Here is a 15,303-nt window from a genome sequence, read left to right as displayed (position 1 = left end):
TTTAATTCTTAGATACTCTTTTCAAAAATAAAACTTGACAGCTTAAATATGGTTGTTTAGGCTGTCAAGTTTACAAAAAAATATAGTTCAATTACAATCTATGCATTTATCATACCTCCATCAATAAGATGTGTACAACCGGTGATATACTTACTTTCTTCTGATGCTAAAAATAGGGCAAGTTCACCTACTTCTTTTGAGGTTGCATAACGATCAAAAGGAACTGTAGCCTTAAAACCATCTTTTACGGCATTTGGACTATCAGGAGACATATCGCTTTCTATTCTTCTCATCATTTCATTATCAACAGGACCTGGGTGTATGGTATTCACACGAATTTTACGTACCGCATTTTCTGCTGCCGTAACTCGCATTACACCTACTACTGCATGCTTTGTAGCAACATAAGCGCCTAAATTTGCAAATCCTTTTAAACCGGCTACAGATGAGGTAATTATAACACTACCACCCTCTTCCATTTTAGGAATGATATATTGACAACCTAACCAAACACCTTTAAGGTTGACCGCCATGACCTTATCGAACACATCTTCCGGATATTCTGCTATAGGACTTGCAGTACCTTCTATACCTGCATTGGCGAAGAAAATATTAATCTTACCAAATGTTTCTAATGTATGGTTTAAAAATTTTATGGTATCCTCTTTTTTAGAAACATCAGCTCTAAAAAAAGACACATTTTTATTATTTAAACTTTTGCGCGCCGTATCTATACCTTCTTGATTATTATCTACTAAAACTACTTTTGCCCCTTGTTCTAAAAAAAGGTTTGCAGATGCCATGCCTATACCACCCGTACCACCTGTTATTATAGCTACTTTATCTTTTAACCTGCTCATAGTTACGTATTAATTGTTATTGAATTATAAATCTTTATAAATGTAAGATCTTGAATTACAATATAATATGACGAATATCAGCCCTAAACTCATTTAGGTTTTTAGATATAATACTTATGTAGCAGTGTATGATGGTTAGATTGCTCATGATATTTATCATAGGATTTTTTTTTACTCTCCTATACTTTTAAAACATCAAAAAAAGAAAGCCATGAAAAATATTCTTATCCCCACTGACTTCTCTAGCAATGCTGATCACGCCATTTCCTATGCGCTTAATGTATTTAAGTGTGAGCGTACTAACTTTTATTTTATTCATGCGTATGCAGATGAGGTTTACGGACCTTATCATAATGTAGATGCCGAAACTTTTGATAAACAGAAGAAAATTATCGCTGATGATTCTGAAAACAAATTAAATCAGCTTGTTACCAGCACCCAAACTAAAACTCATAACCCTTTGCATAAGTATGAAGCTGTTTCTTCTTTTGAATCTCTGGTAGATGCTATTAATAATTTTGCCGAATCAAAAAATATTGACCTCATCATAATGGGTACTAAGAGCAAGACAGCTAGCACTACTCTTACTTTTGGCAGTAACACCGTTCAGGTCTTTAAATATGTAAAATGTCCGGTTTTGGCAGTGCCCGATCAATACAGTTATAATCAGCCAAAGAAAATACTGTTTCCAAGCAACTATATGTTGCCTTATAAAAGACGAGAATTAAAACTGTTAGATATCATGGCAGGAGAATTCAAAGCAGAAGTTCATAGCCTCTATATTTCAGATTTTGAGGATTTAAGTCTGCGCCAATTGGATAACAAAAAATTCTTAGAAGAGTCTTTACCAAATGCCAGGTTATCATTTGTTACTAAAGGTGTTGCCAATAGAGCAAATGCAATTACATCCTATATCAACGAAAACAATATGGATTTACTTGTTATGGTAAATTCTAGACATTCCTTTTTAGAAGATATGCTTTACCAATCTACCATAGATGAAATTGGTCTTTCACCAACCATTCCGTTTTTGGTGATGCAAAATCTACCCCGCTAATTAAAATTATATCGCTATGAAAAAGATATTAATTACTACAGATTTCTCAAATAATGCCTGGAACGCCATTTTTACGGCACTAAAAATATATACAGAAGTAGATTGCCACTTTTACTTGCTGCATGCCTATGAGCCTACGCCTTTAAACCTAATGGGGTCAAAAAGCCAGCAACGACTTGGTGTTATTTATGATTCGCTATCAAAATACTCGGTTAAAGAGTTAGAAGAAGTGCTTTCATACCTAAAGACAAACCATAATAACCCAAAGCATGAATTTACCACCTTATCTAAACCTGGTAATTTAGAAGATTCAGTAGAAGTCGTGCTTAACGAGAACGATATTGATATATTAATTATGGGTACCCAAGGTGCTACAGGTGCCAAAGAAGTTTTCTTGGGCAGCAACACCGTAAAGGTATTGAGTCTTATTAAAAGTATTCCTATTCTCGTAGTACCAACAGATTTTAACTTTCAAAGTCTGAAGTCAATATTTTTTGCAACTGATTTTTCTGCGGCTTATAAGAAAAACCTATTTGACTCTATTATAGAACTTGCCAAACTATGGAACACTAGTATTGAAGTAGTTCATGTTGCCATTGAGTTTAATCTGAACGATAATCAAGAGGCTCATAAAGAAGTATTGAAAGAGCGCTTGTCTGGGTTTGACGTTAAGTTTACCAACGTACCTTTTGAAGTAAATATCTCTAAGAGTATTGATATGTATACGGAAGATAAAGATTCTAGCTTTTTAAGCATATTACGCCATCAGCATACTTTTTGGGAGAAAGTAATTGGTGAACCTGTAGTTAAAAAGATAGCATTTCACTCTAAAATCCCCGTATTATTCTTACCCCAATAATTCTTCATCAACGTTCACCTTTAAACTATTACAATGAAAAATATATTAATACCTACAGACTTTTCAGATAATGCGTGGAATGCATTATTATATGGTATTTCTTTCTTTGAAAAAACGCACTGCACCTTTCATATTGTTCATATAAACGCTATCGACACTAATGTTAGCGGTGAAGCAGCCATGTACATAGCACCAGAAATTTTAGAGGACACCGTATTGGCCGAAAGCAAAGAACAGCTTAAAACGCTCAGTAAAAAAATAGAGCAACTACCTTTAAACGTTAAACATAAGTTTCATTTTAAAGCTATCTACGGCTTTTTAACAAATCAACTAAAGGAATTGGTCAAGAAAAAGAACATTGATCTTATTGTTATGGGTACTAAAGGCGCTTCTGGTCTTAAATCTGTATCTATAGGTAGTAACACGGGCAATGTTATTACAAAAGTAGCATGTACTCTTTTAGCGGTACCGGAAGATGCGACTTATGAAAAAGTCGAAGAAATTGGTTTTCCTTCAGATTTAAATTTAGCGTATGATATTACTATACTAGATACCATTAAAGATATTGTCTTATTAAAAAAAGCTGCGCTCCGTTTATTATATGTTTCTAACAAAGGAGAGGAACTGAACCAAAATCAAAGTAAAATCAAGAATTTGCTATTAGACTTCTACAAGGATACAGCATGCACATTTCATAAAGTAACTGGAAAAAAAATAGATGAATCCGTACAATGTTTTACGGAAAGTAGAAATTTAGATATGCTCATTATGGTCGCTAAAAACCTTAATTTTCTAGAGCGTATTTTATTTAGACCTACTGTTGAAAAGATTAGCTACCATACCAAAGTACCATTTTTAGTGATACATGAATAACAATGAGTTATAAGTAATATTGAGCCTATATTTAGATATGCTGTTTTATCGCAATTCTTATATCTTCAACAGGCATTACACCAGTATGTCGCCATTGGGGAGTTCCACTCTTAAAAAGTATTAAGGTAGGGACACCCTTTATTTATATCTTTTTACAATTCTCTTTTTTAATTCTACATCTATTTCTAAGTAGTTTAAACCAGTATGGAATTCTTCTACAACCTCTTTTAATACCGGTCTCATTAATTTACATGGCACACACCAAGATGCAAAGAAATAAACCAATGTAGGTGTTTCTGACCCAATACTTTTTCTAAATTTCTTTTTCATCGATTTGTATTTGCTACTTAATAATAACTATTTATAAAATCTTTAATGATGACGAATATCATACCATTTGTGGACATAGGTAGTTAATTTTATACTATCAAAATTTAGTATTATGACACGTATTCTACTACCCACAGATTTTTCAACAAATTCATTAACGGCTATTCATTATGCGCTTAAACTATATAAAGATTTAAAGTGTACCTTTTATCTTTTAAACAGTTATATGCCGCCCGTATACCATACAGAATATTTAATGGGTAGCCCGGCACAGATAGGTCTTGGAGATATTGTACAACAAAACTCTCAAGATAATCTTGCAAACCTTAAAGAAAAACTAGAGCAGGAATTTAAAAATCCCTTACATACATTTATTACACATTCTGCGCTAAACGTACTTTCTAGTGAAGTTACCAGAACTGTAGAAGCAGAAGGTATTGATATTGTGGTTATGGGTACGCAAGGAGCCACAGGCGCCACAGAAATACTATTGGGCACCAATACTGTTCATGTTATTAAAAATGCAAAATGTCCCGTTTTAATCATTCCTTCGGGCTTTGAATATGAGGCGCCAGAACAAATACTTTTTCCAAATGATTTTGAGGTTTGGCTAGATGAGAACATTTTGGCGCAACTGCTAAAAATTACAGAATCGCATGTATCGCAGGTAAATGTAATGCATGTTTATACGGGTGATAAGCTAAATACCATTCAAGAAAAAAACAAAAAACAACTTACCAAGGTACTATCTGAAAGCGGATTTTTTCATGACGTTCCAAGCAACGAGGTAATTGCTGCAATCAATGAATTTCAGATTAAGCAAAAAATCAATTTATTGGTAATGGTACAAAATAAACACACCTTTTTAGAACGCTTATTCATTGAGCCTGTAATAAAGAAAATAGGCTTTCACGTAACGGTTCCATTTTTAGTAATTCCACAATAAAAATTATGAAAATTAAAAATATACTAGTAGCTACAGATTTTTCTAATGAAGCCTACAATGCGCTATTTTATGTAACACAAATTTTTGCATCCACAGCCTGTACATTTCATATAGTGCATGCCTTTGACGATATAGTTTTAAGCGCAAAAAACGCACTATTTACAGGTCAGAAAGAGATGGATGATTTACAGAACCTATCTGAAGAAAACCTAACTAAAACTGTTCACAAAATTGTATTGGACACAGGTAACAAAATTTATAAATTCAACACCATTTCAAGTAAGGGCAGTCTTACTACGGTAATTTCACAGACTATAGATAGTCATGACATAGAACTTGTAGTTTTGGGCAACAAAGGTAAAACTGGCGCCAAAGAACTGTTTATGGGCAGCAATACCGTTCAAGTTGCCAATACAATTACCAAATGCCCCATTCTAGCAATACCTCAAGAAATTGCATTTAAACCAATAAAAGAGATTGCTTTTGTAACGGACTATAAAAAAGGATGTACTAAGTCTACACTATCTTCATTGTTGAATATAGCTACTTTAACAGATGCTTCTATTGCTGTTCTTCATATAAATGAAGAAGAGATTATGACTTCTAAACAAGTTTCCAATCAAAAATTATTAGACAAGTGTTTACAGCAAACACCACATAGCTATGATGAAATTTGGAATTATGCCGACAAGGCTAATGTTATACAAGATTTTATAGTTGAAAGAGAGATCAGTATGCTAGCCATGGCATACCACAGAAGAAAATTCTTTGAACGTTTTTTACATGAACCTGTAATTATGGATTTAAGTATTTATGCCACTATTCCCTTTCTAATTCTACCGGTACTAGACTGATATTTATCATAGTATTAGTAATCATTAGGACATATATTTATTGAGCAATCTAAATCATTTAACAATGAACAAGCGTATTCTTATACCTACAGATTTTTCTAAAAATGCCTTGAACGCCATTAGATATACTATTGATCTTTATGCTAAACTAAACTGTGATTTCTATTTTTTAAACGTATTCAGTTTTGATAAATATACAACGAATAGCTTAAGTATACCGGAAGAAGGCAGCGCTGCATTTGAACAGGCAAAACAAGATTCTGAAAAGAACTTTGAAAAGCTTCTAGATACCTTAGCCTTGCACCCAGACAACCTAAAGCATAATTATTATACAGAATCATCTTATACCTTTCTTTCAGAGGCTATTAAAAAAATAATCGCTGAAAAGGATATTGATTTGGTTGCCATGGGTACTAAGGGCGCTACAGGATCAAAAGGTGTTCTATTTGGCAGCAATACCGTAATGGCGATGGAAAAAATTAGAGAATGCCCTGTACTGGCTATACCAGAACATGTATCTTTCATGTCGCCGAAAGAGATTGTTTTTCCAACAGACTTCAAAGATATCTATAAACGATCAGCGTTTAGATATCTTATTGAATTGGCTAATATGCATAATGCCGAAATTGCCGTATTGCATATAGATAACAATAAAAAACTTACTGAAACCCAATTAAGCAATAAGCAATTATTATCATCTATTTTAAGTGAGACTAAATGCCAATTTCATACCCTAAGAGAGAAGAATTTAGGCAAGGGTATACAGGATTTTGTTGAAAGTAGAGAAAGTGATATGGTCTCTTTCATTAACCGTAAACATTTCTTTTTTGGTAGTGTGTTTTCTAAACCATTGATTAAAGAAATTGGTTACGACAGCGATGTACCCATTTTAGCATTACACTAGTAAGTTTATTTAATATTTACAGTTAACAAGAAGTAAGAATATTTTAGACATTTTTAGTTGGTTGATGTCTAAAATTAAACCGTCAAAGAATTCTTTTCATTGGCGGTTTTTTTAAATAATTCATATGGATACATTTTCGAGTTTATTAGAGAATACAACGCTAATTAAAATGCTTAAGTTAATTGCGTGGATACTCTTTATTGTTTTCATTATCAGCTTTGTAAGAAAAACACTTAAAAAGAGAATTGAAGATATTTCTATTAGATACAAAGCACAAAAAGGTGTTGAAATTGTTGGCTATGTACTTATAATTTTCTTAGTTCTAATGGCATTTACTGTCGACAGCATAAAAGATTACACCATAATAATTGGCTTATTTACTGCTGGTATTACCTTCACCTTACAAGAACTGATATTAAGTATTGCAGGCTCTTTTTATATATTTTTCGTGCGTGTTTATAAACCTGGTGACCGTATTGAGATTAATAATATAAAAGGTGATGTTATTGATATTGACAGCATTTACACCACCATTATGGAAATGGGAGAATGGGTTAGCAGCGATAACTATTCTGGTAGAATTGTAAAAATTAGTAATGCCTTTGTTTTTAAAGGTCCAATAAAGAATTACTCGATGGATTTTCCTTTCGTTTGGGACGAACTGAACATTCTCATCACCTATGGTTCTGATGCCGAACTTGCCAAAACCATTATGCTAAATACAGCTACCGAATTATTGTCTGATTATACTGAAAAATCAAAAGCCAAATGGCAACAAATGGTAGCTCATTATTATATAGAAGATGCAACGATCGAACCCACGATAGCCATGAACCTTACCGATAATTGGATTCAATTAAATCTAAGATATATAACAGATTACAAAAGAAGAAGAAATACCAAACACACGCTATTTCAATATATCAAACAAGCTATTTCGAAAACAGATGGCAAGGTTACATTGGCTTCTACAACATTACAATTACTAGAGGTACCACCACTTAATGTTAATCTAAAAAAGTAATATGGATACTAAAGAATCTATTGACATCATTAAATCTTCTGGGCAGAAAATGAAGTTCTCGCTAGAAAAGCTTCGTAACTCTCTTAAGCATAGTGGAGCAAATCATGAACTAGTAGAAGAAATTGTCAGCAAAGTATATGATGAACTTTTTGAAGGCATCACATCAAATGAAATCTATAATAGAGCCTATTCCCTTCTTAAAAAAAACAAGTCTGTTTTCGCTTCTAAATACAAACTTAAAAAAGCTATCTATGAATTGGGACCAACTGGTTTTCCATTTGAACGCTTTATTGCCGAAATACTAAAATACTCTGGCTATGATGTACAAGTTGGTGTTACATTAAACGGTGAGTGTGTTACCCATGAAATAGACGTAATCGCAGAAAAAAATAATACTGTCACCGTTATTGAATGTAAGTTTCATAATGACGAGGGGCGTAATTGCAATGTCAAAATTCCACTTTACATACATTCTAGATATAATGATGTAAAAGCACATTGGCTAACAAATAAAAATAATAAACCCTTGAATAAAGGTTGGGTCGTTACCAACACTAGGTTCACACAAGATGCCCTAACTTATGGCAAGTGTGCAGACCTCTATCTTTTAAGTTGGGATTTTCCAGAAAACGACGGACTAAAAGATAGAATTGATAGGCTTGGGCTCTACCCGATAACCGTATCTAGCTTATTATCTAAACGAGAAAAACAATTTCTTCTTAGTAGAAATATAGTACTATGCAGACAACTAGTTAAAGATAAATTTTACTTAGATCATCTAGGTATTTCTACCAATCGGAAATCAAAGATTTTAGACGAAATCTCACAACTCTGTAAAGCTTAATAGTATGAAAAAAGTTAGCATTAAATTTTTAGGCGCTTCTGGTACGGTTACCGGTTCTAAGTTTTATTTAGAAACTCCCGAACTGAACATAATGATAGATTGTGGCATGTTTCAAGGGCTTAAAGAACTACGTAAAAAAAACTGGAAACCCTTATCTATAGACGCAAGTAAAGTAGATGTCGTTTTATTGACACATGGTCACCTAGATCATACGGGCTATTTACCAAGATTAGTCAAAGAAGGTTTTAAAGGAGAAATTATAGGCTCCTACCCTACCTTATCCGTTGCCCGTGTAATACTGCTTGATAGCGCCAAAATTCAAGAAGAACAGGCAAAAAATGCAAATGAAGAGGGCTTTTCTAAACACCCAAAAGCGCTTCCTTTTTATAATCTTTTAGAAGCTGAAAGAACGATTAGTTTATTCTCAGGTAGAAATAGAGACGAATGGATACCGCTTTCAGAGAACATCAGATTTAAATATAGATATAACGGCCATATCATTGGTTCCATGTTTATTGAATTGGAGATATTCGGAAAAATGTTCGTTTTCTCTGGCGATGTAGGGAGACTGAATGACAAGCTATTAATGGCTCCAGAAAGACCCGAATGGGCAGACTATCTTTTTTTAGAAAGTACCTATGGCAACAAACTACATCCTAAAGAAAACATCACTGAAATTTTAAGTGATTTAGTTTACAAAACCATTAATGAAAGAGGCACTTTGATCATACCTTCTTTTGCCGTTGAAAGATTACAATTGCTCATGTTCATATTTTGGGATTTATATAAAAAGAACAAAATACCTAACATACCCATTTTCATAGACAGCCCAATGGGAAGCAATGTTCTTGATGTTTTTGAGCAATTTACAGATTGGCATAAGCTTGACCAGAATGATTTTAAAGCTATGTGCAATCACTTTACCATAACTTCATCTTACGCGGATACTTGGAAAACTATTGACGACCCCAGACCCAAAATTGTCATTGCAGGTAGTGGCATGGTCACAGGCGGACGCGTACTCACCTATTTAAAACAATTAATAGATGAGCCAAAAACTAGAGTTTTGTTAGTCGGTTACCAAGCAGAAGGTACTAGAGGAAGACAATTGTTAGAGGGTACACATGAACTTAAGTTATTCGGAAAATATTATCCCGTAAAAGCTAGTATTCATTTTATTGAAAGCCTTTCTGCACATGCAGACCAAGCGGAGCTTCTTCATTTTATTGATGGTATTAAAAATACCCCAGAAAATGTTTTCTTAATACATGGAGAACCAGGTGCTTTAGATGCTTTTAAAGTAAAAATTAGAGATACTAAAGGGTGGCACTGTCATATTCCAAAATTAGAAGAAACCATAGATTTACTCATATAAACTACATTTACATTTTTCTATACATTTAGACGAACTGATAATCGTCATATCTACTGCATTTTCTAAATAGTATCTTGGACAAGTATTAGATATAAATATACCTGCCTTATGAAAAAGTTATTTGTAGTATTATCATTGATGTTAATGGGGTGTTCTTCTATTAGTTTAGTAGAAAACTGGAAAAACCCGGATATCGTAATATTCAATGCCAACAAAGTTTTAATTGTAGGTATGGCTCAAAATAATGATACACGAGAAAACTTTGAAAGCAAACTACAGAAAGAATTTACTAGTAGAGATGTTGAAGCATGGCGTAGTGTAGATATATTTGACCTTTCTCTGACAGATTCACGTAAGACGGACAAAGAATTAGACGATGTAGAACAAAGTCTTTTAGACAAAGATTTTGATGCTATTTTATTAACCAAGATTATAGGATCAGAAAATCGTGAAAGCTTTGTAAAATCTATTTCTAGATGGGATGACCACCAATCTAGATTTAATGATGATTACCTAGAACACCAAGGTATATATTACGACGATAACTACTATGAAAAATTTACCATTTACCATGCAGAGACTACTTTATATTGCATTTGTGAAGGTAAAGAAAGAGCTATGATATGGAGAGGTATCATTGAAATTACAGAACCTAACAACATTGATAAAGCTATAAAAGATTACGTAAAAATGATCATTGTTGCTATGGAAGATCAAGACTTGGTATTTACATCACAAATTGAGTAAACTGCTTTTAGGCAATTATGTAAGGTATTTTGAAAGAAACATTTTCTAATATCTAGGTAAGATTAAGGATGTAATTATCTTGTATTATCCAGCAAAGAGTAGATTTTAGAATAACGGACTCAATACTCTGCCCACTCCTTGTTTCAACTTTTTGCCCCATGACCTTTTTACAAATTCATCATAGAATAATTCGTTGCTTACCTTACAATCATTTAAAAAGTCTTCTTTTAAGATCTTAGCCATTTTACTATGATACATAATAGCATTGACTTCATAGTTCTGTTCAAAACTACGGTCATCTAAATTAGCCGTGCCAATAGATGATACGGCATCATCACTCACCATAATTTTACTGTGTAAAAATCCATCAGGAAAAAGATATATTTTAATACCCGCTTTCAAGAACAACTCAAAATAAGATTGAACCGACCAACTTACTACTTGATTATCTATTTTTTCTGATACCAACAACCTTACATCTACCCCACTTAAAGCTGCCGTTTGTAACGCTCTTACCATTGCCTGCCCAGGTATAATATATGGGTTGGTTATATAAATATAGTTCTTGGCCATATTTATCATAGAGAAATATGTTTGTTCCAACACCGGAAAATCATCATCTGGACCACCGGCAACAATTTGTACCAATTCATTAGCTACAGGCTCAATAGAACTATCCTGGGGTAATGGTATGGGCTTCAATAATTTTGTGCTTACCAAGTACCAATCTGTCATAAAGACCTGATCTAGCTGTGTGGCTGCAGTACCTATAAGTCTTAAATGCATATCATGCCATTTACCCAAACCTATTTGACCTTTTAAATACTTATCAGAAACATTAATACCACCGGTAAAAGCAATTTTACCATCGACCACTATAATTTTACGGTGATTTCTAAAATTCAATGAATAAAAATACCTTCCAAATTTAAATGGCAAAAAAGAGTATACCTCTACGCCTATATTTAGTAACTTTTTTAAATATTTCTTACTTAAAGAAAAACTACCTACACCGTCATAAATCATTCTAACAGCTACCCCATGCGCTATTTTTTCTTCAAACAACGCTAATAACCTATTAGCTAAATCTCCTTCTTCAAATATGTAATATTGAATATGAATTCTGGTCGTTGCTCCTTCTAATGCCTTAAATATAGTTTCAAAAGTTGTTCTCCCATCTTTTAATATTTTAAGCTCATTGCCAGTAGTAGGAGGAAAATGAGAGTTCTTGTAGCTGAGTGTCATTAGCTTATCATACTTGCCTTCAAAAACGTTTATCCGTTCCGTGTTCGGCATTGGCATTCTATGGAACAAGTCTTTTTGATTCTGAATAAGTTTGTACCTTCTTCTATTTCTACCTAACAATAAATAAAGGAAAATACCACCAACAGGTAGGGCAAATATAGCTAAGAGCCAAGCTAAACTTTTGGTAGGCTTTGCTCCATATAAAAGAATTGACAATACAATTGACAATGCTACTATTACATAAATTCCAATAAAAATTGACGTCCACATAAAATTCGCGTTCTGTATATTCCCGTAGTATTAAAGTAAAAACAACAACTATGATTTGTTACAAGTTACTAGATTTACCAACAATTCTACCATCTTCCATTTGTATGATGTAGTCTGTTCGTTTCGCAAAATCTTCATCATGTGTAACTATTAACAATGATAGCCCTTCTTCTTCTTTCAGTTGCTTGAAGATATTAAAAACATTATCAGAATTGTAACTATCTAAATTTCCGGTGGGTTCATCGCCCATAAGTATAGACGGATTGTTAATTAATGCCCTAGCAATGGCTACGCGTTGTTTTTCTCCTCCTGAAATACGCGATGCCTTCTGTTTTGCCAAATTCTCTATACCTAACATTTTCAATTTCTCCATGGCATCATGCTCAATTTCTTGATGACTTTTACGAGCTAGTTTTTTGGCGGGTAACATTACATTTTCAATTACACTAAATTCTGATAACAGATAATGAAACTGAAATACAAACCCAATATTCTCATTTCTAATTAATGATAATTCTGTTGCAGACAAACCCGTTACCAACTTATTGTTCAATAATAAATCGCCTGTATATTCAGTATCCATCGTTGACAGAATATATAATAGTGTTGATTTTCCAGAACCAGATTTCCCCATTATAGAAGCAAATTCCCCATTAAAAATTTGAAATGAAATATCTTTTAAGACATGGAAATCTTTTGGTTTATGAAAGTGCTTATTTATATCTTTTGCTTCTAATACAATGTCCATCTAGTATGTCTTAAGTACCTCTAATAATTTTTACCGGATCAATATGTTTTGCCTTGATAGATGGTAGCCAACCCGCTACAAATGTAGAAATGAGTGCAAATACAATTCCTATAATATAGAACATAGAGCTAAAATGAACCGGATAGGTGGTCATAGTAGGTAAAGCCTCTGTTTTAAAAGGAACACCGTCTATGATGACCGATAGTACAAAACCTAAAATTAAGCCTAGAACGCCACCGACTATACCTATAATCATAGCTTGACTCATGAATATATATTGCACATCTTTACCTGAAAACCCTGTAGCTTTTAAAATGGCTATATCTTTCATTTTTTCATAAATAAGCATGTTTAGAATGTTATATATTCCAAATCCTGCTACTATTAACAAGGTTATGGATACAGCATAGGTAATTAAGTTACGAATGTTTGTACCGGTCTCAAACTGGGCATTAGCTTCGTTAATATCAGTTGCGGTAACATCAAATTGCTTTTCAAAACCTTTTGCCAAAATTGGGGCTTTTTCAATACTGTTCAATTTTATATTGATATCAGTGATATAATTTTGTGCCTCTCCTTGTATTCGCTGTACCGTTTTTAAATTACAATAGCTTTGGGAATTATCTATATCTGCCACTCCGCTTTGATATATACCCACTATTTTCAATGGAAATACAGTGCCTCTAGTTGTGCTGACCTGTACTCTATCTCCAATTTGCAAAGACATTTTGCTAGCTAGCCCAGAACCCAATAAAATACCGTTATCCATATTGTTCAAAGCCTCGGGAGAGCCTTCTATGATATAATCTCGCATATTTGAAAGTCTAGTTTCTTCCATAATATCAACACCTACCAAATTACCTGACAATTCAATAGAACCAGATAGGTAAAAGATTTGTGCACGCACCTGAGCAGTAGCTCCTTTTACCTCATCCATCTGTTTTAAATGATCTAAGATCGGCAGCGCATTATGAATCTTTTTTTGTCCGTTTTTAGGTTTAATTGAACTGACCATTTGTACGGAATTATTAAACTGCTCATACAAGGAAACTGGCTGGTCTATTGTAGGTTCTATTTCATTATACAAATGAATATGAGGAGTTTGGTTCAGCACCAAATTATCTAACATATCATTAAGACCTGTCATAAAACTTACCATAGTTATATAAGCACCAATGCCAAAAGTTACCCCCAAGGCTGCAGTTGCAGTAGATTTCATCTTGGTCAAAAGATGGGTTTTGGCGATATTTAGTATAACAGGCCAATTCATTATTCTACAGGCTTTAGAAGCAAATCATTTTCGGTTATACCTGAAATAATTTCTACTCTTTGTAAATTTTCAGCACCTACTTCAACGGTAACCGTACCGTCTTCGGTCATAACTTTATTGCCGTCAATAAGATATGTTCTAGGTATGGTAAGTACATCTTCTTTCTTAGAAATTACAATATTACCCTCACCGGCAAGACCAGGGTACAATACCTTGGGCTGATTCTCAAAAATTGCATCTACTTTAAAAGTTTGTGATGTTTCGTCCTTTTGCGGATATATTTTACTTACAGTAGCCGTAAATACTTCTGTTGGGTAAGCATCAAGAGTTACTAAGGTAGTCTGCCCCATTTTAATTTTAATAATATCTACTTCATCAATCAACATTTCTATTTTAAAATGAGTAGCACTACCAATTGCACCTAATGGTTCTAGCGTATTGATCAACTCTCCCGGTTCTTTAAACAATGCATAGACTTTGCCGTTAATCTTGCTATTAATGGTATAATCTTCTGCGGTAATTTTTGAGGATGAATAACTATTCTTTGCTTGCTGCAGAGCAGTTTCCAAGTCATTCTTTGTTCTGGTATAATTTGACCTTTGTTGGTTCAGTTGATTTTTTGATAGCTCATACGCTAACTTCTGATTGTCAAATTCTGCCTTAGATCCTATATTCTGTTCCCAAAGCCGTTTTTGTCTAGCAAAATTTATAGAGTCATTGTTGAACTTCAATTCTGCTGCATAAATATCATCTTCTATACTTTTTAAAATAGCGGCACTACCCTGAAAATTTTCTTTGGACTGTTGCAAAGTCAAATACGCATTTTCTGAATTTAAAACGGGAGTACGATTATTAATCTGTAAAATAGCATCTCCTTTCTTGACCAAATCTCCTTCTTCTACTAAATTATCATCTAAAATACCGGCTACTACTGCATAAACCTGATATATACTATCTGGTTGTATGGTAACAGATGCATAAACAGAAGATATTAGTTGAGATTTTTGGGGTAGTACCTTTTCTTGTTTTTCTCCACAAGAAAGAAAAAGTAGAAATAGTACGCTAATGTTCAGATATCTCATGAATTATAGATTATT

The 15,303-nt window shown here is 33.5% G+C and carries 16 protein-coding genes; 10 read left to right on the top strand and 6 right to left on the bottom strand.

Going from position 1 to position 15,303, the window contains the following annotated elements; translation table 11 throughout:
* Window positions 1-98 precede the first annotated feature (98 nt).
* Window positions 99-860, bottom strand: coding sequence for an SDR family NAD(P)-dependent oxidoreductase (locus tag PXD56_RS15290; RefSeq protein WP_276494214.1), 762 nt, complete (start codon window positions 858-860; stop codon window positions 99-101).
* 211 nt (window positions 861-1,071) lie between these two features.
* Between PXD56_RS15290 and PXD56_RS15285 the strand changes: the two genes are divergently transcribed.
* Genes PXD56_RS15285 through PXD56_RS15275 form a run of 3 tightly spaced genes read left to right on the top strand, consistent with a single transcriptional unit; the run spans window position 1,072 to window position 3,649 of the window.
* Window positions 1,072-1,917: a universal stress protein gene (locus tag PXD56_RS15285; protein WP_276494213.1), complete on the top strand. Its 846-nt coding sequence runs from the start codon at window positions 1,072-1,074 to the stop codon at window positions 1,915-1,917.
* 16 nt (window positions 1,918-1,933) lie between these two features.
* Window positions 1,934-2,776, top strand: coding sequence for a universal stress protein (locus PXD56_RS15280; protein WP_276494212.1), 843 nt, complete (start codon window positions 1,934-1,936; stop codon window positions 2,774-2,776).
* Window positions 2,777-2,809: 33 nt separating this feature from the next.
* Entirely contained in the window at window positions 2,810-3,649 is an 840-nt protein-coding gene (locus tag PXD56_RS15275) for a universal stress protein (protein WP_276494211.1), read from the top strand.
* A gap of 138 nt (window positions 3,650-3,787) precedes the next feature.
* Here PXD56_RS15275 and PXD56_RS15270 read toward each other — a convergent pair whose 3' ends face one another.
* A complete protein-coding gene (locus tag PXD56_RS15270; RefSeq protein ID WP_276494210.1) occupies window positions 3,788-3,979 on the bottom strand; it encodes a thioredoxin family protein in 192 nt (63 codons plus the stop codon).
* Between the two features lie 112 nt (window positions 3,980-4,091).
* On the opposite strand from PXD56_RS15270, the gene PXD56_RS15265 reads away from it, so the two are divergent.
* From PXD56_RS15265 to PXD56_RS15235, 7 genes are all read left to right on the top strand, one after another.
* Window positions 4,092-4,925, top strand: coding sequence for a universal stress protein (locus tag PXD56_RS15265; RefSeq protein WP_276494209.1), 834 nt, complete (start codon window positions 4,092-4,094; stop codon window positions 4,923-4,925).
* Window positions 4,926-4,930: 5 nt separating this feature from the next.
* Window positions 4,931-5,779: a universal stress protein gene (locus PXD56_RS15260; protein ID WP_276494208.1), complete on the top strand. Its 849-nt coding sequence runs from the start codon at window positions 4,931-4,933 to the stop codon at window positions 5,777-5,779.
* Between the two features lie 64 nt (window positions 5,780-5,843).
* Window positions 5,844-6,683: a universal stress protein gene (locus tag PXD56_RS15255; protein ID WP_276494207.1), complete on the top strand. Its 840-nt coding sequence runs from the start codon at window positions 5,844-5,846 to the stop codon at window positions 6,681-6,683.
* Between the two features lie 124 nt (window positions 6,684-6,807).
* Window positions 6,808-7,707: a mechanosensitive ion channel family protein gene (locus PXD56_RS15250; RefSeq protein WP_276494206.1), complete on the top strand. Its 900-nt coding sequence runs from the start codon at window positions 6,808-6,810 to the stop codon at window positions 7,705-7,707.
* Window position 7,708: 1 nt separating this feature from the next.
* Entirely contained in the window at window positions 7,709-8,551 is an 843-nt protein-coding gene (locus PXD56_RS15245; RefSeq protein WP_276494205.1) for an ATP cone domain-containing protein, read from the top strand.
* A gap of 4 nt (window positions 8,552-8,555) precedes the next feature.
* On the top strand, window positions 8,556-9,926 hold the full coding sequence (locus PXD56_RS15240; protein WP_276494204.1) for an MBL fold metallo-hydrolase RNA specificity domain-containing protein: 1,371 nt from the start codon (window positions 8,556-8,558) through the stop codon (window positions 9,924-9,926).
* Between the two features lie 108 nt (window positions 9,927-10,034).
* The gene (locus PXD56_RS15235) at window positions 10,035-10,673 is read left to right on the top strand and encodes a hypothetical protein (RefSeq protein WP_276494203.1); all 639 of its coding nucleotides are present in this window, start codon (window positions 10,035-10,037) and stop codon (window positions 10,671-10,673) included.
* A gap of 105 nt (window positions 10,674-10,778) precedes the next feature.
* On the opposite strand, the gene cls is transcribed toward PXD56_RS15235, so the two are convergent.
* The 4 genes from cls to PXD56_RS15215 are packed head-to-tail and all read right to left on the bottom strand — an operon-like array spanning window position 10,779 to window position 15,288.
* A complete protein-coding gene (gene cls, locus PXD56_RS15230; protein WP_276494202.1) occupies window positions 10,779-12,188 on the bottom strand; it encodes a cardiolipin synthase in 1,410 nt (469 codons plus the stop codon).
* Window positions 12,189-12,246: 58 nt separating this feature from the next.
* Window positions 12,247-12,936, bottom strand: a complete 690-nt coding sequence (locus tag PXD56_RS15225; protein WP_276494201.1) for an ABC transporter ATP-binding protein — start codon at window positions 12,934-12,936, stop codon at window positions 12,247-12,249.
* A 10-nt stretch (window positions 12,937-12,946) separates the two neighbouring features.
* Window positions 12,947-14,209, bottom strand: coding sequence for an ABC transporter permease (locus tag PXD56_RS15220; protein ID WP_276494327.1), 1,263 nt, complete (start codon window positions 14,207-14,209; stop codon window positions 12,947-12,949).
* Complete coding sequence (locus tag PXD56_RS15215; protein ID WP_276494200.1) at window positions 14,206-15,288, bottom strand: efflux RND transporter periplasmic adaptor subunit; 1,083 nt, start codon at window positions 15,286-15,288, stop codon at window positions 14,206-14,208. Before PXD56_RS15215 ends, PXD56_RS15220 begins: the two co-directional genes overlap by 4 nt.
* Window positions 15,289-15,303: the final 15 nt, after the last annotated feature.

Source organism: Maribacter zhoushanensis, from assembly GCF_029350975.1.
Taxonomy (GTDB): domain Bacteria; phylum Bacteroidota; class Bacteroidia; order Flavobacteriales; family Flavobacteriaceae; genus Maribacter; species Maribacter zhoushanensis.
Note: the sequence above shows the minus strand (reverse complement) of the source record. Positions and strands in the feature narration are given on the sequence as shown.